This is a genomic window from Rhodococcus sp. AW25M09, from assembly GCF_000333955.1.
Lineage (GTDB): Bacteria > Actinomycetota > Actinomycetes > Mycobacteriales > Mycobacteriaceae > Rhodococcoides.
In genome coordinates this window covers 17,637-42,046 of sequence record NZ_CAPS01000086.1, presented here as the reverse complement: position 1 = coordinate 42,046, position 24,410 = coordinate 17,637, and the positions used below count along the sequence as shown (strand labels likewise).

Annotated in this window: 25 protein-coding genes and 1 pseudogene; 15 read left to right on the top strand and 11 right to left on the bottom strand. The window is 64.5% G+C overall.

Going from position 1 to position 24,410, the window contains the following annotated elements:
• The 5 genes and pseudogenes from infB to RHODMAR_RS17750 form a co-directional block, all read left to right on the top strand.
• The coding region (infB, locus tag RHODMAR_RS17770; protein ID WP_081606037.1) for a translation initiation factor IF-2 at window positions 1-1,912 on the top strand (1,912 nt) is incomplete at its 5' end.
• Between the two features lie 154 nt (window positions 1,913-2,066).
• Window positions 2,067-2,357, top strand: coding sequence for a DUF503 domain-containing protein (locus RHODMAR_RS17765; protein WP_008717108.1), 291 nt, complete (start codon window positions 2,067-2,069; stop codon window positions 2,355-2,357).
• Window positions 2,358-2,460: 103 nt separating this feature from the next.
• Window positions 2,461-2,904, top strand: a pseudogene (gene rbfA / locus RHODMAR_RS17760) (30S ribosome-binding factor RbfA); the annotation flags it as partial.
• 193 nt (window positions 2,905-3,097) lie between these two features.
• Window positions 3,098-4,096 (top strand): DHH family phosphoesterase, encoded by a 999-nt coding sequence (locus RHODMAR_RS17755; RefSeq protein WP_008717106.1) that lies wholly within the window; start codon window positions 3,098-3,100, stop codon window positions 4,094-4,096.
• Window positions 4,093-5,421 carry an MATE family efflux transporter gene (locus RHODMAR_RS17750; RefSeq protein ID WP_008717104.1) on the top strand — a complete coding sequence of 443 codons (1,329 nt, stop codon included), beginning with the start codon at window positions 4,093-4,095 and terminating at the stop codon, window positions 5,419-5,421. The genes RHODMAR_RS17755 and RHODMAR_RS17750 overlap by 4 nt, the downstream gene beginning before the upstream one ends.
• Here the strand turns inward: RHODMAR_RS17750 and RHODMAR_RS17745 are convergent.
• From RHODMAR_RS17745 to RHODMAR_RS17730, 4 genes are all read right to left on the bottom strand, one after another.
• Window positions 5,410-6,504, bottom strand: a complete 1,095-nt coding sequence (locus RHODMAR_RS17745; protein ID WP_008717102.1) for a sulfate/molybdate ABC transporter ATP-binding protein — start codon at window positions 6,502-6,504, stop codon at window positions 5,410-5,412. The two genes, RHODMAR_RS17750 and RHODMAR_RS17745, sit on opposite strands and share 12 nt — an antisense overlap.
• Entirely contained in the window at window positions 6,501-7,328 is an 828-nt protein-coding gene (locus RHODMAR_RS17740; protein WP_008717100.1) for an ABC transporter permease, read from the bottom strand. The genes RHODMAR_RS17745 and RHODMAR_RS17740 overlap by 4 nt, the downstream gene beginning before the upstream one ends.
• Complete coding sequence (gene modA / locus RHODMAR_RS17735) at window positions 7,325-8,068, bottom strand: molybdate ABC transporter substrate-binding protein (RefSeq protein WP_051048145.1); 744 nt, start codon at window positions 8,066-8,068, stop codon at window positions 7,325-7,327. Before modA ends, RHODMAR_RS17740 begins: the two co-directional genes overlap by 4 nt.
• 94 nt (window positions 8,069-8,162) lie before the next feature.
• On the bottom strand, window positions 8,163-8,555 hold the full coding sequence (locus tag RHODMAR_RS17730) for a TOBE domain-containing protein (RefSeq protein ID WP_042939763.1): 393 nt from the start codon (window positions 8,553-8,555) through the stop codon (window positions 8,163-8,165).
• Between the two features lie 251 nt (window positions 8,556-8,806).
• Here RHODMAR_RS17730 and RHODMAR_RS17725 point away from each other — a divergent pair, with 251 nt between their 5' ends.
• Genes RHODMAR_RS17725 through truB form a run of 3 tightly spaced genes read left to right on the top strand, consistent with a single transcriptional unit; the run spans window position 8,807 to window position 11,360 of the window.
• Entirely contained in the window at window positions 8,807-9,730 is a 924-nt protein-coding gene (locus RHODMAR_RS17725) for a metallophosphoesterase family protein (protein WP_008717093.1), read from the top strand.
• Window positions 9,727-10,392: a 4'-phosphopantetheinyl transferase family protein gene (locus RHODMAR_RS17720; protein WP_008717091.1), complete on the top strand. Its 666-nt coding sequence runs from the start codon at window positions 9,727-9,729 to the stop codon at window positions 10,390-10,392. Before RHODMAR_RS17725 ends, RHODMAR_RS17720 begins: the two co-directional genes overlap by 4 nt.
• A gap of 35 nt (window positions 10,393-10,427) precedes the next feature.
• The gene (gene truB, locus RHODMAR_RS17715) at window positions 10,428-11,360 is read left to right on the top strand and encodes a tRNA pseudouridine(55) synthase TruB (RefSeq protein WP_008717089.1); all 933 of its coding nucleotides are present in this window, start codon (window positions 10,428-10,430) and stop codon (window positions 11,358-11,360) included.
• A gap of 70 nt (window positions 11,361-11,430) precedes the next feature.
• On the opposite strand, the gene RHODMAR_RS17710 is transcribed toward truB, so the two are convergent.
• The 4 genes from RHODMAR_RS17710 to RHODMAR_RS17695 are packed head-to-tail and all read right to left on the bottom strand — an operon-like array spanning window position 11,431 to window position 14,831.
• Window positions 11,431-12,165 (bottom strand): metal-dependent transcriptional regulator, encoded by a 735-nt coding sequence (locus RHODMAR_RS17710; protein ID WP_232433697.1) that lies wholly within the window; start codon window positions 12,163-12,165, stop codon window positions 11,431-11,433.
• Window positions 12,166-12,184: 19 nt separating this feature from the next.
• On the bottom strand, window positions 12,185-13,057 hold the full coding sequence (locus tag RHODMAR_RS17705; protein WP_008717085.1) for a metal ABC transporter permease: 873 nt from the start codon (window positions 13,055-13,057) through the stop codon (window positions 12,185-12,187).
• Window positions 13,048-13,872, bottom strand: a complete 825-nt coding sequence (locus RHODMAR_RS17700; protein WP_008717083.1) for a metal ABC transporter ATP-binding protein — start codon at window positions 13,870-13,872, stop codon at window positions 13,048-13,050. Before RHODMAR_RS17700 ends, RHODMAR_RS17705 begins: the two co-directional genes overlap by 10 nt.
• Complete coding sequence (locus RHODMAR_RS17695; RefSeq protein ID WP_051048139.1) at window positions 13,869-14,831, bottom strand: metal ABC transporter substrate-binding protein; 963 nt, start codon at window positions 14,829-14,831, stop codon at window positions 13,869-13,871. The genes RHODMAR_RS17700 and RHODMAR_RS17695 overlap by 4 nt, the downstream gene beginning before the upstream one ends.
• A 103-nt stretch (window positions 14,832-14,934) precedes the next feature.
• On the opposite strand from RHODMAR_RS17695, the gene RHODMAR_RS17690 reads away from it, so the two are divergent.
• From RHODMAR_RS17690 to RHODMAR_RS17670, 5 genes are all read left to right on the top strand, one after another.
• Window positions 14,935-15,903 (top strand): bifunctional riboflavin kinase/FAD synthetase, encoded by a 969-nt coding sequence (locus tag RHODMAR_RS17690; RefSeq protein WP_198289471.1) that lies wholly within the window; start codon window positions 14,935-14,937, stop codon window positions 15,901-15,903.
• A 122-nt stretch (window positions 15,904-16,025) separates the two neighbouring features.
• Window positions 16,026-16,295, top strand: coding sequence for a 30S ribosomal protein S15 (rpsO, locus tag RHODMAR_RS17685; RefSeq protein ID WP_008717069.1), 270 nt, complete (start codon window positions 16,026-16,028; stop codon window positions 16,293-16,295).
• A gap of 393 nt (window positions 16,296-16,688) precedes the next feature.
• Window positions 16,689-18,950 carry a polyribonucleotide nucleotidyltransferase gene (locus RHODMAR_RS17680; RefSeq protein ID WP_008717066.1) on the top strand — a complete coding sequence of 754 codons (2,262 nt, stop codon included), beginning with the start codon at window positions 16,689-16,691 and terminating at the stop codon, window positions 18,948-18,950.
• A gap of 94 nt (window positions 18,951-19,044) precedes the next feature.
• The gene (locus RHODMAR_RS17675; RefSeq protein ID WP_008717065.1) at window positions 19,045-20,304 is read left to right on the top strand and encodes a M16 family metallopeptidase; all 1,260 of its coding nucleotides are present in this window, start codon (window positions 19,045-19,047) and stop codon (window positions 20,302-20,304) included.
• A 246-nt stretch (window positions 20,305-20,550) separates the two neighbouring features.
• Complete coding sequence (locus RHODMAR_RS17670; RefSeq protein ID WP_008717063.1) at window positions 20,551-21,225, top strand: lysophospholipid acyltransferase family protein; 675 nt, start codon at window positions 20,551-20,553, stop codon at window positions 21,223-21,225.
• A 9-nt stretch (window positions 21,226-21,234) separates the two neighbouring features.
• Here the strand turns inward: RHODMAR_RS17670 and RHODMAR_RS17665 are convergent, their stop codons facing one another.
• Together RHODMAR_RS17665 and RHODMAR_RS17660 are read right to left on the bottom strand one after the other, a co-directional pair.
• Complete coding sequence (locus RHODMAR_RS17665) at window positions 21,235-21,978, bottom strand: polyprenol monophosphomannose synthase (RefSeq protein WP_042939748.1); 744 nt, start codon at window positions 21,976-21,978, stop codon at window positions 21,235-21,237.
• A gap of 100 nt (window positions 21,979-22,078) precedes the next feature.
• Window positions 22,079-22,840 carry a 2-phosphosulfolactate phosphatase gene (locus RHODMAR_RS17660; RefSeq protein WP_008717059.1) on the bottom strand — a complete coding sequence of 254 codons (762 nt, stop codon included), beginning with the start codon at window positions 22,838-22,840 and terminating at the stop codon, window positions 22,079-22,081.
• A gap of 66 nt (window positions 22,841-22,906) precedes the next feature.
• Between RHODMAR_RS17660 and RHODMAR_RS17655 the strand changes: the two genes are divergently transcribed.
• A complete protein-coding gene (locus RHODMAR_RS17655) occupies window positions 22,907-23,341 on the top strand; it encodes a hypothetical protein (RefSeq protein ID WP_008717058.1) in 435 nt (144 codons plus the stop codon).
• A 10-nt stretch (window positions 23,342-23,351) separates the two neighbouring features.
• Here RHODMAR_RS17655 and RHODMAR_RS17650 read toward each other — a convergent pair whose 3' ends face one another.
• Window positions 23,352-23,627: a hypothetical protein gene (locus RHODMAR_RS17650; RefSeq protein WP_008717056.1), complete on the bottom strand. Its 276-nt coding sequence runs from the start codon at window positions 23,625-23,627 to the stop codon at window positions 23,352-23,354.
• Window positions 23,628-23,725: 98 nt separating this feature from the next.
• On the opposite strand from RHODMAR_RS17650, the gene RHODMAR_RS17645 reads away from it, so the two are divergent.
• Window positions 23,726-24,367 carry an AMIN-like domain-containing (lipo)protein gene (locus tag RHODMAR_RS17645; RefSeq protein ID WP_157226134.1) on the top strand — a complete coding sequence of 214 codons (642 nt, stop codon included), beginning with the start codon at window positions 23,726-23,728 and terminating at the stop codon, window positions 24,365-24,367.
• Window positions 24,368-24,410 lie beyond the last annotated feature (43 nt).

Genomic DNA, 24,410 nt, shown 5'->3' with positions numbered 1-24,410 from the left:
AGGTGCATTCGGTCGTCCCGGCGGAGCAGTCCGTCGTGGCCGCAAGTCGAAGCGGGCGAAACGCGCCGAGTACGAGAGCATGCAGGCTCCGGCCGTCGGCGGCGTCAGGCTGCCCCGCGGCAACGGTGAGACCATTCGTCTCGCCCGCGGTGCCTCGCTGTCGGACTTCGCGGACAAGATCGACGCGAACCCGGCTGCACTGGTTCAGGCTCTGTTCAACCTCGGTGAGATGGTCACCGCGACGCAATCGGTCAACGACGAGACGCTGGAACTTCTCGGCGGTGAAATGAACTACGTCGTACAGGTCGTCAGCCCTGAGGACGAAGATCGCGAACTGCTCGACTCGTTCGACCTCACCTACGGCGAGGACGCCGGCGGCGAGGAAGATCTCGAACAGCGTCCCCCGGTGGTCACCGTCATGGGCCACGTCGATCACGGTAAGACGCGACTGCTCGACTCGATTCGCAACACCACGGTGCGCGAAGGCGAGGCCGGCGGAATCACGCAGCACATCGGTGCATACCAGGTGCTGACCGAGCTCGAGGGCAACGAGCGTCTCGTGACGTTCATCGACACCCCCGGCCACGAGGCCTTCACGGCCATGCGTGCCCGTGGTGCCAAGGCCACCGACCTCGCGATCCTGGTGGTTGCAGCCGACGACGGCGTCATGCCGCAGACGGTGGAGGCCATCAACCACGCCCAGGCGGCCGAAGTGCCGATCGTGGTCGCGGTGAACAAGATCGACAAGGAAGGCGCGAATCCGGACAAGATCCGGCAGCAGCTCACCGAGTACGGTCTGGTCGCCGAGGAGTACGGCGGCGAGACGATGTTCGTCGACATCTCCGCAAAGCAGGGCACCAACATCGATGCCCTTCTCGACGCGGTGTTGCTGACGGCCGATGCGTCGCTCGATCTGCGCGCCAACCCGGACATGGAAGCTCAGGGTGTCGCCATCGAGGCGCACCTCGACCGTGGTCGTGGACCGGTTGCGACCGTGCTCATCGCCCGCGGAACGCTCCGTGTCGGTGACTCGATCGTGGCAGGCGACGCGTACGGACGCGTTCGCCGGATGGTCGACGAGCACGGCGCTGACGTCACCGAAGCGCTCCCGTCCCGTCCCGTTCAGGTCATCGGCTTCACGTCGGTGCCCGGTGCAGGCGACAACCTTCTGGTGGTCGACGAGGATCGAATCGCACGTCAGATCGCTGATCGACGCAACGCTCGTAAGCGCAACGCGCTTGCCGCGAAGAGTCGTAAGCGCATCAGCCTCGACGATCTCGATGCAGCTCTGAAGGAGACTTCGCAGCTCAACTTGATCCTCAAGGGTGACAACTCGGGCACCGTCGAAGCTCTCGAAGAGGCATTGCTCGGCATCGCTATCGACGACGAGGTCGAACTTCGGGTCATCGACCGCGGTGTCGGTGGCGTGACGGAGACCAACGTCAACCTGGCGTCGGCGTCCAACGCGATCATCATCGGCTTCAACGTTCGGGCCGAGGGCAAGGCGACCGAGCTCGCCAACCGTGAGGGTGTCGACATTCGGTACTACTCGGTGATCTACCAGGCCATCGACGAGATCGAGAAGGCCCTCAAGGGCATGCTCAAGCCGATCTACGAAGAGGTCGCACTGGGCCAGGCCGAGATCCGCGCGCTGTTCCGTTCCTCCAAGGTCGGAAACATCGCCGGTTGCCTCGTTACCTCCGGTACTATCCGTCGCAATGCCAAGGCGCGTCTGCTCCGTGACAATGCGGTCGTTGCCGAGACCGTCACGATCTCCTCGCTTCGCCGCGAGAAGGACGACGCGGTCGAGGTTCGTGAAGGATATGAATGTGGTTTGACGGTGACGTACTCCGACATCAAGGTGGGCGATGTCATAGAGGCGTACGAACTCCGTGAAAAGCCGCGCGACTAGCAAGTCGACGGGGCCAGTCGGCTCCGTATCCGGTCGCGTGGGCTCGGTGGTGAAGCCAGGGGAGTGACACTGCGCTCCGACTTTCGAGCCGGTGGCGGTACGACAGTTGTACCGCCACCGGCTTTGTCGTCGGAGCCGATCGAAGGACGTCAGCGTGTATCTGGGTGCTCTGGAGTTGGACGTGTTGATGGGGGACGTGCGTTCGCTCGCCGAGAAGCGGTCGATGATGGAACCGGTTCTCGGTGATTTGCACAAGTTGGGAGTGTCGGCTGCCGAAACCGGTGAACGAGAACGAATAAGGCGGTCGCTACTCGGGGTCGCCGCAGCCGGCACGGATGTAGATCTGCTGCACGACAAGCTGGACGAGTGCGAACGGCACGTCGCCGAACGCCACGATCTGGAACTGTTGGCAGTACGCCGGAGAATTTTCGGACCCGAGGATTGATCCGAGAAGTCTGCCGAGCATCGCTCGTCGGACGTGAAGTGCACAGCCGTCGGGATGTCGCAAAAGAATCGACGTTCGGCCATGAAAGAGGAGTGTGATTGTCGTGGTGGATCAGGCCAGGGCTCGTAAATTGTCCAAGCGAATCGCCGCCATCGTTGCGACGGCGATCGATCACGAGATCAAGGATCCACGTCTGGCCTTCGTGACGATCACCGACACCAAGGTGACCGCCGACCTGCACGACGCCACGGTGTACTACACCGTCATGGGTGAAGACCTCGATAGTCCCCCTGACCTGCAGGGCGCTGCGGCGGGCCTGGAGAAGGCAAAGGGCGTACTGCGCTCGAAAGTCGGGGCGGGGACAGGTGTGCGGTTCACTCCGACACTGACGTTCGTGACCGATACGGTGCCCGACACCGCCCGTCACATGGAAGAGCTTCTCGAGCGTGCCCGCATGGCCGACGAGGAACTGGCCCGCGCCCGTGCGAACGCTACGCCGGCAGGTGATCCTGATCCGTACAAGGCTCCCCGCGAACTCGCCGACGACGCAGACACTCATTCCGCAGGCTCCACTCCCGCATCACCCGGTCATTCCGCAGGCTCCACTCCCGGGCCGAATGGTCATTCCGCAGGCTCCACTCCCGGGCCGAATGGTCATTCCGCAGGCTCCACTCCCGGGCCGAATGGTCATTCCGCAGGCTCCACTCCCGCAGACGTCGAGCCTGCCGAAGCCGACTGACATGTCCAATGGTTCGCGGGCAGCGTCGGAGCCCAACGAGGATCTGGCGCGGGCGATCGAGATGCTCGAAAGCGCGTCGTCGGTGACCGTCCTGTGCCACGTGCAGCCCGATGCCGACACGATAGGCAGTGGGCTGGCTCTCGGTTCTGTACTCGAACGGCGCGGCGCACGCGTCCAAGTTGCATTTGCCACACCGTCGTCCCTGCCCGAATCGATGGACGAATTGCCGGGCAGGCACTTGCTGGTCGATGCCGACAAGGTGGCCGAGGTCGTCGATCTCGTGGTCACGGTCGATGCCGGAAGTCGAGATCGGCTGGGTTCGCTGGGTGACCGCCTCGATTCTGCGTCGGGAAGTCTCGTCATCGATCATCACCGCAGCAACACCCACTTCGGAACGGTCAACGTGGTGTTCGCGTCGGCAGAGTCCACCACCGCCGTGATCGCCCATCTGCTCGATCAGTGGGGCGTCGAGATCGATGCAGATCTGGCGCACCTGCTTTTCGCGGGCCTGGTCACCGACACCGGATCGTTTCGCTGGGTTCGGCCGGGTTCGCACCTGCTCGCCGAGAGACTGTTGGCGACGGGGATCGACGGTGCCCACATCGCGCGCAGGCTGCTCGATACCCACCCCTTCAACTGGCTGCCGATGCTCGGGGCAGTGCTCGGCTCGGCAACGTTGCTTCCCGACGCGGCCGACGGGGGCGGGTTGGTGTACGCGGTCATTCGTAGCCAGGACGCGGTCGGGCTCCGGTCCGAAGAGATCGAGAGTGTGATCGACATCGTGCGCACCACGTCCGAAGCCGAAGTTGCCGCAGTGTTGAAGCAGCAGGACTTCGGTTCGGTGTGGGTGGTTTCGCTGCGTTCGAAGACCGAGGTCGACGTGTCGGCGGTCGCATGCAGCCTGGGCGGTGGCGGTCACCGCAACGCAGCCGGCTACACCGCTGCGGGAGCGCTGGACGACGTGGTCGATGCTCTGCGCGGGGCCTTGTCGACGTCGTGAGTTCCACCCCCGTCACCGCTCGAAAAATTCTCGGTCTGTCGCTGCCCTCCCTGGGCGTCCTCGCCGCCGAACCCCTGTATTTGTTGTTCGATGCCGCCGTGGTCGGCCGACTCGGTGCGCTGGCGCTCGCCGGGCTGGCGATCGGCGGTCTCGTGCTGGCGCAGGTCAGTACCCAGCTGACTTTTCTGTCGTACGGAACCACTGCGCGCGCAGCGCGTATGCATGGTGCCGGACGCGAACGCGATGCCGTCGGCGAAGGGGTTCAGGCAACCTGGCTGGCCTTGGCGATCGGGATCGCCATCGTGGCGGTCGTGCAGCTGTCAGCCCAGCCTGTGGTGTCGGTACTCACCGGCGGCGGCGACATCGCCGCCGAGGCCATCGCGTGGCTGCGGGTAGCTCTGCTGGGAGTGCCGTTCATTCTTGTCTCGTTGGCCGGAAACGGATGGATGCGTGGAGTTCAGAACACGCTGTCGCCTCTTCGCTTCGTTGTTCTCGGCTTCGGTGTGTCGGCTCTGCTGTGCCCGCTTCTGGTTCACGGGACACTCGGATTTCCACGACTCGAGCTCGTGGGATCGGCCGTGGCGAACGTGATCGGCCAGGGCGTCGCGGGAGCGTTGTTCGTCGTGGCGGTCGTGCGACAGGGCACCGAATTACGGCCACGATGGGTGGTGATGCGGGCACAGTTGGTGCTCGGCCGTGACCTCATCGTGCGCAGTCTCGCGTTCCAGGCGTGCTTCCTCTCGGCCGCTGCGGTCGCGTCGCGGTTCGGTGCCGCTTCGGTCGCCGCCAACCAGGTGGTGCTGCACATGTGGAACCTGGTGTCGCTGATGCTCGATTCCTTGGCAATTGCCGCACAAGCCCTCGTGGGGGCCGCGTTGGGTGCCGGTAGGACCGGGGATGCGCGCGCCCTGGCGTGGCGATTGACTGCATGGTCGACGGTGTTCGCTGTCGTTCTTGCCGCGTTGTTCGCCGTCGGGCGGGCGTTCATCCCTGAGCTGTTCACCACCGATGCGTCCGTCGTCGATCAGATGCATGCGATCTGGTGGATCTTCGTCGCGATCATTCCCATTGCCGGTGTGGTGTTCGCGTTGGACGGGGTTCTGCTCGGCAGTGGTGATGCGGCATTCCTGCGGAACGCGACCATGGCCTGCGCCCTGGTCGGCTTCCTGCCGTTCATCTGGTCGGCGCTGGTCTTCGACTGGGGGTTGGTGGGGATCTGGATCGGCCTCGGTGTCTTCGTCGGCTTGCGCATGCTCGCTGTCGCGGGGCGAGTGCTGTCCGGAAAGTGGCTCGTGATCGGTAGTGATAGGCAACTACGGTCGTGACTGCAGCGCGGGGTGCAAAGCCACCTCGCGGCTCTTCACCACGAAGAACACGCTGCGTCCCGGTTCGAGCCCCAGATCCGAGACCGCAGCGGGAGTGATGTCGGCAGCCATACCGGGTGAGCCGTCGGGATGCGGGCGCGATCGAACACGAATGCCGGAGCCTTGGACCTCCATCTCTTCGATCACCACCTCGAAGACGTTCCGGGGGCTGGCATGCGGCGGCGTGGGGTGCACCGAGACCGCAGCGGGGGAGAACACTGCAACCAGTGGCGTTCCGGTGGCGTGCCGCCCCGAACCACGGACCTTCATCCCCCAACTCGTGGTCAGACTCGTCGTGTCGTCGGCATCGACGGCGCGTCCCGACAGCAGGTTCACTCCGGCGATGCGGGCACCGAATTCGCTGCGCGGAGTGGTGAGGACGTCGGCGACCGAACCACGCTCGACCACGCGCCCGTTGTCGATCACCGCGACGGAATCGGCGAGTGCGACGACGTCGAGGAGATCGTGGGTGACGATCAACGCCGTGCGAGCGCTCTCCCGCAGTACGGTCCGCAGCACTCGCCGGACCGCCGGGGCCGTTTCGACGTCCAGCGCGGCAAGTGGTTCGTCGAGCAGTAGCAGTCGAGGATCTGCGGCAAGGGCGCGCGCAATCGCAACACGCTGGGCCTGACCACCGGACAGCTGTGCTGGACGGCGACCGGCCAGGTGAGATGCGCCGACGGCGTCCAACCATCTGTCGGCCACGCCATTCGCGTGTGCGCGGTTCGCACCGGTGCTGCGGGGAGCGAAGGCCACATTGGTACGCGCGTCCATGTGGGGAAACAACAGCGCGTCCTGGGCGAGAGTGGCGACGCCTCGGGCGTGAATCGGAACGAAGATTCTCGACGAGGTGTCGGTCAACACGTCCTCGCCCAGACGGACGTCTCCGCTGTCGGGTAGCACCGAGCCCGAGACGAGTTGCAGCAGTGTCGACTTGCCGGCCCCGTTGGGTCCGAGGATTGCGACCGTCTCGCCTTCTTCGACGTCCAGTTCGAGGTCGATTCCACGGACGCCGAGAGTGGCGCTGATATGCAGTGCGTTCACAGCGTGCCCGACGACCGAGTGCCACGCGCGGTGACGACGACAAGCGCCGCGACGAGAATCAACAGCAGCGACAGCGCCACCGCCGCATCGGGATCGGTCTCTCGCTGCAGATAGATTTCCAGCGGAAGTGTTCTGGTCACACCCTCGAGAGAGCCGGCGAAGGTCAAGGTCGCTCCGAACTCTCCCAGTGCCCGCGCGAACGCCAGAACGGTCCCGGACACCAAGCCGGGGAGTATCAACGGAATGGTGACGCGGCGTAGGACGGTAGTCGGAGTGGCCCCCAGAGTCGCGGCTACCACGTCGTAGCGGCTGCCGGCCGTACGCAGGGCACCTTCGACGCTGACGACGAGAAACGGCAGCGACACGAATACCTGCGCCAACACCACGGCTGCGGTGGTGAACGCGATTCGGATTCCCAATGCTTCGAGATGTTCGCCCAGCAGGCCCTGGCGTCCGAAGGTGTAGAGCAGCGCGATGCCGCCGACCACCGGAGGCAGAACCAAGGGCAGCACGACGAGGGATCGAAGTACACCGAGTCCTCGAATCTCGCTGCGCGAGAGCACGATTGCCATCGGCACGCCCAGCAGTACGCACAGTGCCGTACTCGCGGTTGCCGTCTTCAGGCTCAGGATCAATGCCGCTACCGCAGACTCCGAGGTGACGAGCCCGAAAAAGTTCGACCAGTCGATTCGGGTGAACATCGCGGCCAGTGGTGCCACGACGACAAGCGCACCGATGGCAGCCGGGACGAAAATCCACAGCGGCACGCCGACCGTGGGACTGCGGCGTGAGCCCGACCGCCCGTCGAGTATCCGCGCGGTCACGGTGTCGCGAAACCGGCACCGGCGAGTACGTCTCGGCCGACGGGTCCGGTGACGAACTCGGTGAAGGCGCGAGCGGTGTCCGGGTTGTCGGTCGTGCTCGACGTCGCGATCGGGTAGGTGTTGACGGCTCCGCTCGATTCCTCGAAAGGCACCGCTGTCACGGCAGCACCCGCGCCGGCAGCATCGGTGACGTACACCAGGCCTGCATCCGCTTGACCAGAGGTGACCTTACCCAGCACATCGGTCACCGAGGATTCCTCGCTGACCGCCGGGATGTCTGTGCCGGTCGCGGACTCGACGGAGGCCGTGGCCGCGCCGCACGGCACCTGGGGTGCACAGATCACCGTCAATACGTCGGGGTTCGCCAGGTCTGCGAACGAGGTGACGTTGTCGGGGTTCCCCGGCGCGGTGACGATGGTCAGAGTGTTGGTGGCGAAGTCTGTCGGATCGCCGGCGACAAGGCCTGCGTCGGCGACCTTGATCATGTTGTTCGTATCCGCCGATGCGAAGACGTCTGCAGGAGCTCCGGCGATCAGCTGAGCGGCGAGATCGGAGGAACCCGCGAAACTGAACTCGATCGAGGTGCCAGGGTGTTCGACGTGGAAGCGCGCACCGAGCTCGGTGAAGGGTGCCCGTAGTGACGCCGCGGCGAACACGGTGATCTCGCCTCCGACGGTGCCTTCGACCGGTGCAGAATCCGTCGTGGACGTCACGGATGGGGAGCTGCACCCGGCCAGCATCGACGTGCCCGCGATCAGGGTGGCCGCGATCAGGGTGCCCGCGATCGGGGTGAATCGGCCCGGTTGCCTTGTTCTCACTGAGATCTCCTGCGTTCTAGGGTGTGTCGACGATGACGGTCGTCGCCTTGATGACCGCGACGGTGACCTTGCCCGGCTCGAGTCCCAGTTCGCGAACCGACTTCGTACTTATCAGGGACACGATGGAGAACGGCCCGCATTGCATGCTGACTTCGCTCATCACCGTGTCGGAGACCACGTCGGTGACCAGCCCGACCAGTCGGTTACGGGCCGAACTGCCTCCGGAGGAGACTTCCGGAGGGGGAGCGGCATGGTCACGGGCGTAGTCGGCCAGGTCTCGGCCGGCGATCACTTTGCGCCCGGTCTCGTCTTCGAGCGAAGCGAGCGTGCCGCTGTCGATCCATCGCCGTACGGTGTCGTCGCTGACGCCGAGCAGTGCGGCGGCGTCTCGAACCCTGATCGGAGGCACCGTCACCGAGGCACCTGCATTGCCGCAGTTGTCCGCAAAATCGTCATGAAGGGCATCATATGCCCGAATGTGCGGTTGTTGGGGCACCGAACGCTATCTCGAAGTCCGGCACTGCCGACGGTTCGCCGAGGCACCGGTTCACCCCACTGGGACTCGCGGTGGAATCTCCGTGGAGTATTGGGCGTTGGTACTTTCTCGGACGGTTCCGGCTATTGGACGCGGGCGGCCGAGCGCATCGGAAAGGATCATCAGTGGCAGCGAAGCTGTGGGCAGTGAGCGACATTCACGTCGGACATCGGGGCAACCGCCCCGTCACCGAGGACATCTTCCCCGAATCGCCCGACGACTGGCTGATCGTTGCCGGAGACGTCTCGGAGAAGACCGACGACATCAAGTGGGCGCTCGAGCTGCTCCGTAGCCGTTTCGCGAAGGTCATCTGGGTTCCCGGAAACCACGAACTGTGGACGACGGTCAAGGACCCGGTGCAGATTCACGGAGCTGCACGGTACGAGTATCTGGTGAACCTGTGCCGCGAGATCGACGTCGTCACCCCGGAGGACCCTTATCTGCGGTGGGAGGGGGAGGGCGGACCGGCGACGATAGTGCCGATGTTCCTGCTCTACGACTACTCGTTCCTCCCGCAGGGAGCCAGAGACAAAGAGCACGGATTGGCGATCGCTCGGGAGAAGAACGTCGTCGCCACCGATGAATTTCTACTGTCCTCGCAGCCGTACGCGACGCGAGACGCCTGGTGTCATGCGCGAATCGATGCCACTCGGGAGCGCCTCGACGCGCTGGACACCACCGTTCCCACAGTGCTGATCAACCACTTTCCGATGGTTCGTCAGCCGACCGAGGTGTTGTTCTACCCGGAGTTCGCGCTGTGGTGTGGGTCGACTCTGACGGCGGACTGGCACACCCGGTACAACGCGATCTGCTCGGTGTACGGTCACCTGCACATCCCGCGGACGACCTATTACGATGGCGTCCGCTTCGAGGAGGTGTCGGTGGGTTACCCCCGTGAGTGGCAGCGCCGCGGGCTACCGAAGAATGTTCTGCGACAGATTCTTCCGGTCCCCGAGTATCCGCCGGGTGCGCTGAACAAGTGGGGCGGCCACTTCACGGTGACGCCCGAGATGGAGGCGGAAGTAGAGAAGATGAGGGCGGGCAAGTGATCGAATCCATACTTCCGAAGGGTGTCGTGTCGGCCGAATTGTTCGCCGATCCACCTGATTTGACTCCCCACCCGCTCGAAGCTCCGTTGGTCGCCAAGGCAGTGGACAAACGCAAGCGTGAATTCACGTCGGCTCGGCACTGTGCGCGCTTGGCAATGGAGAAGTTGGGCGTGGAGCCGGCGCCGATCATGCGCGGTAAATCCGGAGCTCCGCAGTGGCCGAAGGGCGTGGTCGGATCATTGACTCACTGCGACGGCTATCGCGGCGCGGTGCTTGCCTACTCGATGCAGGTCCGATCGGTGGGGATCGACGCCGAGCCGCACGGGCCCCTGCCCGACGGCGTGTTGGAGGCGGTGAGCCTGGAGGCCGAACGAGACTGGCTCGCGACTGCGGGACGCGACGACGTGCACTGGGATCGCGTGTTGTTCTGCGCCAAGGAAGCCACGTACAAGGCCTGGGAGCCGCTGACCGGACGGTGGCTCGGGTTCGAGGACGCGCACATCACCTTCGAGCGCACCGGCTCCGGTGACGACATCTCGGGGACGTTCCGTTCCGAACTGCTGGTGCCGGGTGACACCGTCACCGGCTCGCCGCTGACTGCGTTCGACGGCCGATGGATGGTGGCGGGCGGCCTGGTGATGACCGCGATTTCGGCGATGTGACGACCGGCTCTACGCGCCTGGCACAATGCTCTCTCGTGAGCGCTCGCGAAAAAATTTCTTCCGGTCTCGTCGGTGCCGGTCTGCTCGTGGTCGACAAGGGGCCAGGTGTGACGAGTCACGATGTGGTGGCTTCGTGTCGAAAACTGTTGCGCACCAGAAAAGTCGGCCATGCGGGGACCCTCGACCCGATGGCCACCGGAGTTCTCGTACTCGGCGTGGAGCGAGCTACCAAGATGCTCGGGCTGCTCTCCTTGACGACCAAGTCGTACACCGCGACAGTGCGGCTCGGCCGCAGCACGACGACCGACGATGCCGAGGGGGACGTCCTGGCGGACACCTCGGCCGCGCACGTCTCCGATTCGGACATCGCGATCGCAGTCTCCGGGTTGACGGGCGATATCGAACAGGTTCCGGCGCGCGTCAGTGCCATCAAGGTCGACGGTCAACGCGCACACAAGTTGTCTCGCGCCGGCGAGGATTTCACCCTCGCCGCCCGGAAGGTCACCGTCACCCGATTCGACGTGACGGCCAGGCGCAACGTGGTGGACCTCGAGTCCTCCTTCGTCGACCTCGACGTCGAGGTGGACTGCACGTCGGGGACGTATGTGCGGGCACTGGCACGTGACCTCGGTGCTGCACTGGGGGTCGGCGGCCACCTGACGGTACTGCGCCGTACTCGTGTCGGGCCCTTCACTCTCGAGCACGCACGCACGCTCGACGAGCTGGCCGAGGATCCAGCTGTCAGCCTCGATATCGACCAGGCTGCGCGCACTGCATTTCCACACCGGCAGATCGACGCGGCCGAGGCGGAGTCACTGAGCCAGGGACGCTGGCTGGACCCGGTGGGGATCGACGGGGTCTACGCAGCAGTCGATCCGACAGGACACACCATCGCGCTGCTTCAGGAGCGGGGTAAGCGGGCCGGGTCGGTCATGGTGGTTCGGCCCGCGACTCTGCGTGGCCACTGAACCAGGTCACTGAACGATGTCACTGAATTAGGTCACCGAACGAGGTCATCGAACGATTCGAACACGGTTGTCACGTCGCGGGAACCATCCAGATCGCCTCGGCGGCGCGATGGCCGAGGTCGATGGAATCGGTGGCGTCGGTTCGTGCCAGTTCGATGGCGACGGTGCCGGCGTAGTCGCGTCGTTCGACCACCGTGATAGGTAAGTCCAGCGCGATTCCGACGGAGTCGAAGTAGCGGAGCATCGCCGGATCGGAGTCGGAGATTCTGGCAACTCGGCCGGATTGTCCGTCGAGGTAGTCACTGAGTCGGGTTGCGGACGGGGTGTCGATCGCGCCGTCGACCGAAGGAATCGGGTCTCCGTGCGGATCCCGGTCGGGGTGGCCCAGTTTGGAGTCGATCCGGTCCATCATCAGGTCCGAGACGGCATGTTCGAGGATCTCCGCCTCGTCGTGGACTTCGTCCCAGCCGTAGCCGAGTTCACGCACGAGGTAGGTCTCGATCAGACGGTGACGACGCACCATACCGATGGCGGCCAGGCGGCCTTTCTCGGTCAAAGAGATCGCTCCGTAGCGGGCGTGATCGACCATGCCCTGGTCTGCCAGTTTGCGAATCGCTTCGGACACCGTCGAGGCGGACACGCCGATGCGTTCGGAGAGCATTTTGGTGCTCACGGAGTCTTCGCTCCACTCGCTGGCCGTCCAGATCACCTTGAGGTAGTCCTGCGCAACCGCGGACAGCTGGACGCCCTCGTCGGCCGGAGTGGGATCGTCTTTTCGTTGCGCCACGGTGCCGAGCTTAGGCAATCCAATGGAAAAAGACATCTCACCCGGCCGGAGCTACCGGCACCTGTCCGCGCCGACGCAGGGTGCGTGTGACGATGCCGTGCGAGGGGCTGAACAGGTATGCGAGCACGAAGACCAGTCCCTGGGTGAGCACGACACTGCCACCGGACGACACATCGAGATAGAAGCTGGCGTAGATGCCCACCAGTGCGCATCCCACCGAGATGAGCGGTGCCAGCGCCAGCATGCGCCCGAAACTGTGCGTGAGCAGATAGGCGGATGCGCCGGGCGTGATCAGCATCGCCACGACGAGGATCACCCCGACGGCCTGGAGTGCGACCACGGTGGTGAGCGCCAGCAGGGTCAGCATCACCGCCGAGATCACCGTCGGATTGATCCCGACTGCGCGAGCTTGGGTGCGGTCGAATGCAAAGAGAGTGAAATCGCGACGTTTGACGAGCATGACGGCCAAGGCGATGCCGCCGAGGACGAACACCTGAATCATGTCGGCCTGTGAGACACCGAGCAGATTGCCGAAGAGGATGTGGTTGAGGTCGATCTGGCTGGGAAACTTCGAGATCAGGACCACACCGAGCGCGAACAAGGTGGTGAAGACGACGCCGATGGCGGCATCTTCCTTGACGATGGTGGTGTTGCGGACGACGCCGATCGCGCCGACCGCGATGAGAGCGAACAGCAGCGCGCCGATCGCGAACGGTGCACCGAACAGATACGACAGTGCGACGCCGGGAAGCACTGCGTGCGAAACCGCGTCACCCATCAGCGACCAGCCGATGAGCACGAGCCAACAGCTCAGAACCGCGCACACGATCGAGGCGGTGACGGTCACCAGCAGTGCCCGTTGCATGAAGGTGTACTCGAGTGGGTCCACCAGAAAGTCGATCAGGTACACGGTCGGCTCGCTTCCCGGTTCGGTGTTGCCGGTGACCGAGTGCCTGCACCCAGCTGGTCGACTGTCGACGGGTCGATTCCGAAGGCCAGGGCGAGGTTCTCCGGCCGCAACACCTCGGCTGGGCTGCCGTGCATCAGCACCCGCTGCTGCAACAGGATCGCCTCGTCGCACAGAGTCGGCAGGGCATGCAGATCGTGGGTGGACACGAGAACCGATGCGCCGTGGGACGCGAGCTCGCGCAGCAGCCGGGTGATGGTTGCTTCGGTCTTCTTGTCCACTCCGGCGAAGGGTTCGTCGAGCAACAGCAGTGACGCCTCCTGGGCGATGGCACGGGCGACGAACGCACGTTTGCGCTGACCACCCGAAAGCTGCCCGATCTGTCGATTCGCAAGATCGGCGAGGTCGACGCGGTGCAGAGCCTCGTCGACGGCTTCTCGATCGGCTGCTCGGGGAGTGCGGAAGACATTCTGCTTGCCGTAACGGCCCATCATCACGACGTCGCGCACGCTGATCGGGAACGTCCAATCGACCGATTCCGCCTGGGGCACGTAGCTGACCGTGCCGGACTTGCGCGCCTGTGCGGGGTCTCCGCCGAACACGGTGATGGAGCCGGTGTTCGGCTTGACCACGCCCATCACGGCCTTGAAGAGCGTCGACTTTCCCGATCCGTTCATGCCGACCAGCCCGCATACTCGGCCGGGTGCCAGCGTCAGACTCGCGTCGACGAGAGCCACGACGTCGCGGTATCGGACGTTGACGGTCTCGATCGTCAGGGCAGCGCCGTCGGCGCGCGGAGCCGTACTGTGTGTGGTCATCGTTGCCCCACCAGTGCGTCGGCGATCAGCCGGGCGTCGTAGCGCAGCAGATCCAGGTACGTGGGAACCGGGCCGTCTCCATCGCTCAACGAATCGACGTAGAGCTGTCCGCCGAACCGAGCGCCGGTGTCGTCGGCAACTTGCAGTTGCGCCTTGCTCGAGACTGTCGACTCGCAGAACACGGCGGGTACGTCGTTGTCGCGAACGAAATCGATGGTGTGCACCACCTGCCTCGGTGTTCCTTCCTGTTCGGCGTTGACCGGCCACAGATAGGCCTCCTGCAGGTCGAAGTCACGGGCGAGGTACCCGAACGCCCCCTCGCAGGTGACCAGCGCACGTTGACGCGGAGGCAGCACAGCCAGGTCGGCGTCGAGTTCGGCACCGACCTCGCGGAGTTGCTCGATGTAGTCGGTGGCGTTGGTTCGGTAGTCGTCGGCGTTGGCAGGGTCGAGCGCGACGAACGCGTCGGCGATGTTCTGCACGTACTGCTCGGCTACGAGCGGCGACATCCAGGCGTGCGGGTTGGCCTTTCCGGCGTACGCATCGTCGCGAATGTAGATCGGCTCCACGTGTGCACTCACCACCGCATGTGGTGCCGGAATACGTTCGACGAACTTCTCGAACCATGCTTCGAGCCCCAGCCCGTTGTCCAGGATCAGCTCGGCCCGCTCGGCAGTCCGTAGGTCTCCCGGCGTCGGCTCGTAGCCGTGGATCTCGGCCCCGGCTTTTGTGATCGATTCCACTCGTAGGTGCTCGCCTGCGACGTTGGTGGCCATGTCGGCGAGGACTGTGAAGGTCGTCAGAACCAGGGGTCGACCGTCGCCCGGCACAGTCGGATCGTTCTCGCCCACGGCACGGGCGCAGCCGCCCGAAGCCGCTACCAGTAGTCCTGCCACGGCCCAACTCGCGACGACTCGTCGGCGACGAGATCCACAGGAGCGAAGAAAAAAGTTAGGCACACCAAAACATTTACCCTGGGTTTACCTCTTTGTCCATACCTGGCGCACGCGACACACCTGTCCGAGGGTGACCCGACGGACATCGGGCCGTAGGCTTCCCGGTGTGCAGAGATGGCGAGGTCTCGACGATGTACCTGCCGACTGGGGCAGATGCGTGCTCACGATCGGCGTGTTCGACGGTGTTCACCGCGGACACGCGCAACTGATCGGGCGCGCAGTCGCTGCTGCGAAGGAGCGCGGCGTGCCGAGCGTGCTCATGACGTTCGATCCGCATCCGATGGAAGTCATCCGGCCGGGAAGCCATCCAGCTCAGCTGACGACCCTGACGAGGCGTGCCGAACTGGCCGAGGAATTGGGCATCGACGTCTTCTGCGTCATGCCGTTCACCCCGGAGTTGATGAAGCTCACGCCGGAGCGGTACGTGCACGAGATCTTGATCGAGCGCTTGCACGTCACCGAGGTCGTGGTCGGGGAGAATTTCACGTACGGCAAGAAGGCGCTCGGTACCGTTCCGCTGCTGCGCAAGATCGGCGAGCGGTCCGGATTCGCGGTCGATGGAGTCAACCTGCTCGCCGAGCATGCGGTGACGTTCTCCTCGACGTACATCAGATCCTGTGTGGACGCAGGTGACGTCGCCGCGGCAGCCGCCGCACTCGGGCGTGCGCATCGCGTCGAGGGAGTCGTGGTGCACGGGGACGGGCGGGGTCGTCAAATGGGCTATCCCACAGCCAATGTCGCGCCGCCGATGTATTCGGCAATTCCCGCGGATGGCGTATACGCAGCATGGTTCACCGTGCTCGGACCCGGTCCGATCATGGGAACGGTGACTCCGGGCGAACGGCATCCGGCAGCGGTGTCGGTGGGCACCAACCCCACGTTCTCGGGTCGCACGAGGACTGTCGAGGCGTTCGTGCTCGACGGTGAGGCCGACCTGTACGGCCAGCACGTCGCAGTCGACTTCGTCGAGAGGCTTCGCGGCATGGAGAAGTTCGACTCGATGGAGGCGCTGGTGGACGAGATGGGTCGCGACGCCGAGCGTGCCCGGTCGATTCTGGCGGCCAGCGCAGCCTGATACGCTGTCTCTTCGGTGCTCGCTGCGGTCCGTGGCGGCTGTACCGGCTTCGATTCCGTCGTTTCGGCTACGGATGCGTTGCTTCCTTTCACGCGGACGTCATTGATTCAGGAGTATTACCAGTGGCATTGACCACCGAACAGAAGAAGGCCGTTCTCGGCGAGTACGGCTTGCATCCCACCGACACGGGCTCGCCCGAGGCGCAGGTTGCAATGCTCACCAAGCGCATCGTCGGCTTGACCGAGCACCTCAAGATGCACAAGCACGACCACCACTCCCGCCGCGGCCTGCTGCTGCTGGTCGGACGTCGTCGTCGTCTGCTCAAGTACATCGCCAAGGTCGACGTCACCCGGTACCGTTCGCTCATCGAGCGTCTGGGTCTGCGTCGATAATTTCGATCGACGCGAGGGTGTCACCGATCCGCGGTTCGACGCGCCGGTGTGCACCCGACTCGCAGCAATAGTGCAGAAGCCAACGAGGCAGTGTTTAGACTGAGCCTCGTTGGCTGTCTGTGTTTGTACCGCAGAAACAGTTATGCCAGCACGAGAAGCGGATGCACGGCATCCGCACACCGCCGTGTATGCCTGTCACGACGTGGTGTCGGTCTTCGGTAGTGGCCTTTCGGATACGAGATCCGGCGGGCTTCGATCGATGGCCGCCTCCGCGCAGCCGCGTCCCGAGACGAGCTCTCGGAGATGGACGGCACAGGTATGCCGCCACAGCCAGGAGGGCTCGTGGTGTGTCCACGCGGGCACGGCAAAGACGAGAGGACGAGAACAGAACATATGTCGGAAACCACAACTTCGGACGTCGAAGAGGGCGTCTACGAAGCAACCGCAATCATCGACAACGGCACGTTCGGCAAGCGGAGTATCCGCTTCGAGACCGGCCGCCTCGCACAGCAAGCCGCAGGCGCGGTTGCTGCGTACCTCGACGAGGACACCATGCTGCTGTCGGCAACGACCGCAGGCAAGCACCCCCGCGAGGGATTCGATTTCTTTCCGCTGACGGTCGACGTCGAAGAGCGCATGTACGCCGCGGGACGCATCCCCGGATCGTTCTTCCGCCGCGAGGGCCGCCCGTCCACCGACGCGATCCTCACCTGCCGCCTCATCGACCGGCCGCTGCGCCCGACGTTCGTCGACGGTCTCCGCAACGAGATCCAGGTTGTCATCACGGTGATGAGCCTCAACCCGGCCGACCTGTACGACGTCGTCGCGATCAACGCGGCGTCGGCCTCGACGCAGATCGCCGGCCTGCCGTTCTCCGGCCCGATCGGCGGCGTCCGTGTCGCACTGATCGACAAGCAGTGGGTCGCGTTCCCGACCAACGAGCAGCTCGAGAAGGCCGTGTTCAACATGGTCGTCGCCGGCCGCATCGTCTCCGGTTCCGGTGCCGATGCCGACGTCGCCATCATGATGGTCGAAGCCGAGGCCACCGAGAACGTCATCGAGCTCATCGACGGCGGTGCCACCGCCCCCAACGAGGCAGTCGTCGCCGAGGGTCTCGAGGCATCGAAGCCGTTCATCGCTGCACTGTGCACCGCGCAGCAGGAGCTCGCTGCCAAGGCAGCCAAGCCGACCGGCGACTACCCGGTCTTCCCGGCCTACCAGACGGACGTCTTCGAGGCCGTCGAGAACGCCGCGAAGATTCCGCTGAACGAGGCACTGACCATTGCGGGCAAGGCCGAGCGCGAGAGCAAGCTCGACGAGGTCAAGGCTCAGGTCATGACGTCCGTCGGAGACAGCTTCGTCGGCCGCGAGAAGGAGATCGGTGCGGCATTCCGTGCACTGACCAAGAAGTCGGTTCGCCAGCGCATCCTTACCGATCACTTCCGTATCGACGGCCGCGGCATCACCGACATCCGCTCGCTGTCAGCCGAGGTCGCGATCATTCCGCGCACCCACGGATCGGCCCTGTTCGAGCGCGGCGAGACCCAGATCCTGGGCGTCACCACCCTCGACATGGTCAAGATGGCGCAGCAGGTCGACTCGCTCGGGCCCGAGACGAGCAAGCGTTACATGCACCATTACAACTTCCCGCCGTACTCCACCGGTGAGACCGGCCGCGTCGGTTCGCCGAAGCGTCGCGAGATCGGCCACGGCGCACTGGCCGAGCGCGCCCTGCTGCCGGTTCTGCCCAGCCAGGCAGAGTTCCCGTATGCCATCCGCCAGGTCTCCGAGGCTTTGAGCTCCAACGGCTCGACCTCGATGGGCTCGGTCTGTGCATCGACACTGTCGCTGCTCAACGCCGGTGTGCCGTTGCGTGCCCCGGTTGCGGGTATCGCCATGGGTCTCGTCTCCGACGAGGTCGACGGCGAAACCCGTTACGTCGCCCTCACCGACATCCTCGGTGCCGAGGACGCGTTCGGGGACATGGACTTCAAGGTCGCCGGAACGAAGGACTTCGTCACCGCACTCCAGCTCGACACCAAGCTCGACGGCATCCCCTCCAAGGTGCTCGCCGGCGCGCTGTCGCAGGCCAAGGATGCCCGTACGACGATCCTCGAGGTCATGGCCGAGGCCATCGACACCCCGGACGAGATGAGCCCGTACGCACCTCGCGTCACCGCGATCAAGGTGCCGGTCGACAAGATCGGCGAGGTCATCGGACCCAAGGGCAAGATGATCAACTCCATCACCGAGCAGACCGGTGCCAACATCTCGATCGAAGATGACGGCACTGTCTACGTCGGTGCAGCGGACGGCCCGTCCGCACAGGCCGCGATCGACATGATCAACGCCATCGCCAACCCGCAGCTGCCGAAGGTCGGCGAGCGATTCCTCGGAACCGTCGTCAAGACAACGGCTTTCGGTGCATTCGTTTCGCTGCTCCCGGGCCGCGACGGGTTGGTGCACATCTCCAAGCTCGGTAACGGCAAGCGCATCAACAAGGTCGAGGACGTCGTGAGCGTCGGATCCAAGTTGCGCGTCGAAATCGCCGATATCGACAACCGCGGCAAGATCAGCCTCGTTCCCGTCGAGGACGACAACGCGGCTGCTCCCGCCGACGCTCCCGAGGCACCCGCCGAGGTCAGCGCTGAGTAAGAAGCAACCGAGTCGAACGGTACGTCCCCTCGGGACGTACCGTTCGGCCGTTACGGACAACACCGACGTCAGTACGGGCGTCCAGCGGACCACGTTGCCCGGTGGGCTTCGGGTCGTCACCGAGTTCGTTCCGGGTGTGCGCTCGGCGTCGGTCGGTGTGTGGGTCGGAGTCGGCTCCAGGGACGAGCAACCCAGTGTTGCCGGCGCAGCCCACTTCCTCGAGCATCTGCTGTTCAAGTCGACACCGACGCGCAGCGCGCTCGAGATCGCTCAGGTGATGGACGGTGTCGGGGGAGAGCTGAATGCGTTCACATCCAAGGAAAGCACGTGCTTCTATGCACATGTGCTCGACGAGGATGTCGCATTGGCCATCGATCTGGTCAGCGATGTCGTCCTTCGCGGTCGGTGCCGCTCGGCCGATGTGGACGTCGAGCGCCAGGTGGTGCTCGAAGAGATCTCCATGCGCGACGACGATCCCGAGGATCTGCTCGGCGACGCATTTCTCGAGGCAATGTTCGGCGATCACCCGATCGGACGTCCCATCATCGGGTCCGTCGAGTCCATCGAGTCGATGACCCGTGCACAACTGCACTCGTTCCATGTGCGTCGGTACACGCCACAGCGAATGGTCGTCGCAGTGGCGGGCAACGTCGATCACAAGCAGATCGTCTCGCTCGTGCGGCGCGCCTTCTCCGGTCATCTGGTCAAGGGCGTAAAGCCGGCCGAACGACGTGGTGGCACGGCGCGAGTGCGGAGCGCTCCCACCTTGAGCCTGACGACCCGGGACAGCGAGCAGGCACATCTGTGTCTGGGAGTGCGGGCGTTCGGCCGTCACGAAGGGCATCGCTGGGCGTTGTCGGTGCTCAACTCGGCTGTGGGCGGCGGGCTCAGTTCCCGGCTGTTCCAGGAGATCAGGGAAGAGCGAGGGCTGGCCTATTCGGTGTATTCGTCGGTGGACACCTTTGCCGACAGTGGTGCCTTCTCGGTATACGCGGGATGCCAGCCGGAGAATCTGGGTGAAGTGACGACGGTGATCCGCGAAGTACTGGCCCAGGTCGCCGCCGACGGCATCACCGATGCGGAGTGCGCTCGCGCCAAAGGGTCACTTCGCGGCGGATTGGTTCTGGGACTGGAGGATTCGGGCTCCCGGATGAACCGGATCGGTCGTAGTGAATTGAACTACGGCAATCATCGCGACATCACCGACACCCTGGCGAGAATCGACAGCGTCAGCAACGACGAGGTGCGTGAAGTCGCTGCGGTGTTGCTCGATCGTCCGTTCGGTGCCGCCGTGGTCGGTCCGTACAAGAACGTCCGGCAACTACCCGCGTCGGTCAGGTCGCTGGTTCGCTAGCGGCACCGATCACGTCGCGTACCGCGCGGCGGATCAGTGCCCTCACCTCGAGACCGTCAGTGATCGGTTCGAAGGCGCCGGGTGGAGTTCAGTGCGGCAATCAGCGCGTCGAACGGCGGTAGCGCGTTCGACGTCCGACAGTATGTTCGGGCAATCCGTGTGACACGCTGACTTCGCGCGTTACCGCTCGGGCGGTCAGCACCTCTACGCTCTGCGGTGATGCTGTCCACCCGAGAGGACCGAACGATGTGGTATCTGCTTTTCAAATACGTCTTGATCGGGCCGATTCTTCGTATTCTCGGTCGACCGTCGGTGGTCGGAGGGGAAAATCTTCCGCGGACGGGGCCGGTGATCGTTGCCGGTAACCATCTGACCGTCGTCGATTCGTTCTTCCTCGTTCTCCTGGTTCGCCGTCGGGTCACCTTCATCGCCAAGAGCGAGTATTTCACCGGCACTGGAATCAAAGGGGCAGCACTTCGCTGGTTCTACTACGCTGCAGGTCAGGTGCCCGTCGACCGAAGCGGGGCAGCTGCCTCGGCTCCGGCACTCGAGACAGCGAAAGCTCTGCTTCGACAGGGAAACCTGTGGGCGGTGTATCCGGAAGGCACACGATCGCCTGACGGCCGGCTCTACAAGGGCAAGACCGGGCTGGCGAGGGTCGCGATCGAGACAGGTGCGCCCGTCGTGCCGGTGGTGATGCGCGGGACGCTCCGTTTCAACCCGGTGGGGTCGAGGATGTGGCGCCCGAGCAAGGTGAGCATGGTCGTCGGCGAGCCACTGGACTTCACCAGATACGTTGGGGGAGAGAACAGCAAGGCCATTCTGCGGGCGGTGACCGATGAGGTGATGGCGGCGCTGTCGGACCTGTCGGGTCAGGAATACGTCGACGTGTACGCCGCGACGATCAAGGACTCAGCATGAGAGCGTCGGTCAAAGCTTCTTCTTGCCCAGCAACAACTTCCAGGGCACCAGCGCCGATTCGAGCTGTACCGATAGGCTCATCTTGGATTCGCCCTCGCTGCGCTCCTCGAACGTGATCGGCACTTCGGCGAGAACGAGGCCGTGCTTGACGGTCCGGTAGTTCATCTCGACCTGGAACGCATAGCCGTTGCTCTCGACCGATCCCACATCGATGGTCCGCAGAGTGCGCGCGTGCCACGCCTTGAACCCTGCGGTCGCATCCTTGACGCCGAGGCGCAGGATCGTGTTCACATAAAAATTCGCCCACGCCGACAGTGCTTTGCGGTGCCAGGGCCAATCTGCGGCAACGGCACCCCCGGGAACGTAGCGCGAACCCAGCACCACGGCCGCGTCGGTGGTGTTCAGCTTGTCGATCATGGCCGGGATCACCTCGGTGGGGTGCGAGAGATCGGCATCCATCTGGATCACGATGTCCGCGCCTTCGTCGAGGGCCCGCGTCATGCCCGCCACGTATGCACGGCCCAGTCCGTTCTTCTCGGTGCGGTGTAGAACGCTGACCTCGAGAGGGCCGTCGATGGCCAATTTGTCGGCGACGTCGCCGGTTCCGTCGGGGGAATTGTCGTCGACGACCAGCACTCCGAGGCCCTCGACCTTCAGCCCGGCGAGCAACTCGACGAGCTTGGGGAGGTTCTCGCGCTCGTTGTACGTCGGTACAACGACGGTGGTCTTCGGGGCGACTCGTTCCGTACTCACCACCGTATGATCCGTGATTAGGGGTTCCGATCCAAATATCGGACATGATCGGCCACGTCGGTCCGGCATTTCGGGGCGTCGTGGAACCTCGGGCGTCCCGTCATCGAGTGGCGTCGACGAACACCCCACCGCGCAGGACCGGCACGCACGAACTCGAACCGACCTCGGCGGCGATCGACACGTCCTCTGGATGCCCCATGGCGTCCAATTCTCGCCCGGACGCGCTGCGCCGCAGCTCGGAGCCCGCATCGCGTTCGACGGCTCGCCAGGCCGCAGCGGCCGTCGCCGCCTCTGCAGATGCGTCGGCGACCCCGGAATCGAGCAGCGCGGCGATGACTGCGCCCGCACCCCACAGGTCCTCGACGGCGGGACGCAAGGATCCATCGGGCCACCGTTCCCCGGCTGCTATGACGGCAATCACCGCATTCGGCCTCGTGGCGCGTATCCACTGCCCGACTGTGACGGCATTTCTGAGCGACGCACCGACACACAGGTCGACCCTGCTCGACAGCTCGTCTGCGATGGTGGAGCCGTTCGGCGACGGCAGCACCAGGCGCACGGGAGCAGGGGAGGTTCGGACAGTCGCCGGGCACAAGCTGATCTGCCCCGGCGCAGCCGCCGAGCGGCCGACGGCGAGGACCGCGTCGAACTCTTCGGCCAGCTGCGAGGCTCGGTCGTCGCGCCATCGACTCGGAATGACGTCGATACCCGCATCCATCGCCACCGTCAGAGTTGTGGTGAACGAGAGGACATCGACGATCACGGCAACATCGGTGCCGTCGACGATCGCATCGGCACCCGAGAGGCCCCACTCGAAGCGGAGGCCGAAGGCGCTCTGAGACAGGGTGGGGTCGACAGGCATTGCCGCACGGTACCAAGACAGGTGACGGTGATACGTTCGGCGCGGAACCGAATGGGGGAGCCGACAATGCAGTTGGAACTGGATACGAAGGTCATAGTCCTCGCGGCAGGCCTACTGCTCCTGTGGGCACTGGGGTTGGGGGTACTCAAGTATCGCCAGATGTCGACGTCGGCAGACGGGACGGCACATCGATACGTCGACATCGCCCATCGAGCGGCGCTGATGTACTCGTTCGCCGCACTCTTACTGGCCGTTCTCGCGCACTTCAGTGCTTGGCCGGTCCCGGTCGATCTGATCGCGGCATCGGTGGTGTTGGTGTTCTTCGTGGGTGCGATCGTCGGCTACACCGTGCACGGGATTCGCCGGGACACCGAGAATCAGTTCGTCCACCCCGTTCCAGGAACTCACGCGTTCATGGTGTTGTTGATCATCGGAGAGATCGGGGGAACTGCGGTGCTGGTGGTCGGATTCGCCAAAGAGCAGTTCTTCGCGCTGAACTAGGATCCGGTCACTACCTGGGGTCGAGGTACAGCTCCGCGGTCTCGGTGGCGACCGCGGACACCGCGGCGGCAAGCCCCGGCTCGAGGTCGAGTGCAGCCGTGAGCCTCTCGCCGCGCAGATCCTGCGACCGAAGAAGCTCCCAGGCCTGCTCGACGAGCCGAACCGAGGTGGGATGATCCAACTCCGGTCGGTTCGAGCGCAGTGCTGTCGCAGCCCAATCCGCGTCGAACGTCCCGTTGGGCGGTCCGAACACGCGCTCACCTGACGAATAGCTCTTCGGCTCCATGCTCCGACGCTAGCAGGATCGGCGGTCGGTGTAACCGTGACCGAATCGGAGTGGCACACCACTACCGAACCGAACGGTTTCTTCAGTACGGTATGGCCATGCACAGCAGTCGCCGCAGCGCTTCGGTCACGCTCTCGGCCGCGGGATTGCTCGTGATCGGCGGTCTCGCGGGCTGTTCCGACGGTGATCTCGCGCGTGAAGTCGACGAAGTCTCGGCGAACACGAACTACTCCACGGCCACCGGATCCTTGGTGGTCGGTGATCCGTTCGCTGTTCCGCCGACCGCCGTCGTTCCACCGGCCGTGATTCCGGAACTCCCACCGAGCCTCGACGGTCCCCGGTACTCGGGTATGTCACCGGTCGGTGTCACCGACGTCGTGCTCGACGGGCCCTCTGCCGTCGAGTACCGGCTGGCAGGCAACGGGCCGGTGTCGTACACCGTCAGGTATGTCGACGAGGCCGTCCGGTACGCCACGAGTGAACCGGTGGCGATACCCGGGAAATCTGTCCTCCAGGTGGACCTGTCCGGCGCATCGACGGAATCCGACGACAGCTTCACCTCGTACGCCGGGCCGGGACGTATTGCGGGCAGTGCCGATTCCGCCGTGGTCTCGGTCGATTTTCTGGCCGATCCAGGCGGAATCTCGCAATCGTTCATCGGTGTTGGTACCGATCGGCCCGGGTTCACGGTGACCACCACCGCCGAGCCTGCCGCGGTGATCGTCACCATCGGGTCCTGACGAGCAACTGCGAGCGCCGAATGCATGTGGGCCCAGGTCGTTT

Excerpts from the sequence above, each read along its gene's own strand:
- RHODMAR_RS17650 (WP_008717056.1), bottom strand. The coding sequence starts at position 23,627 with ATGGAGCCGAAGAGCTATTCGTCAGGTGAGCGCGTGTTCGGACCGCCC.
- RHODMAR_RS17670 (WP_008717063.1), top strand. The coding sequence starts at position 20,551 with ATGTGGTATCTGCTTTTCAAATACGTCTTGATCGGGCCGATTCTTCGT.
- RHODMAR_RS17700 (WP_008717083.1), bottom strand. The coding sequence starts at position 13,872 with ATGACCACACACAGTACGGCTCCGCGCGCCGACGGCGCTGCCCTGACG.
- modA (WP_051048145.1), bottom strand. The coding sequence starts at position 8,068 with ATGCTGGCCGGGTGCAGCTCCCCATCCGTGACGTCCACGACGGATTCT.
- RHODMAR_RS17655 (WP_008717058.1), top strand. The coding sequence starts at position 22,907 with ATGCAGTTGGAACTGGATACGAAGGTCATAGTCCTCGCGGCAGGCCTA.
- RHODMAR_RS17680 (WP_008717066.1), top strand. The coding sequence starts at position 16,689 with ATGTCGGAAACCACAACTTCGGACGTCGAAGAGGGCGTCTACGAAGCA.
- RHODMAR_RS17660 (WP_008717059.1), bottom strand. The coding sequence starts at position 22,840 with ATGCCTGTCGACCCCACCCTGTCTCAGAGCGCCTTCGGCCTCCGCTTC.
- RHODMAR_RS17755 (WP_008717106.1), top strand. The coding sequence starts at position 3,098 with ATGTCCAATGGTTCGCGGGCAGCGTCGGAGCCCAACGAGGATCTGGCG.
- RHODMAR_RS17645 (WP_157226134.1), top strand. The coding sequence starts at position 23,726 with ATGCACAGCAGTCGCCGCAGCGCTTCGGTCACGCTCTCGGCCGCGGGA.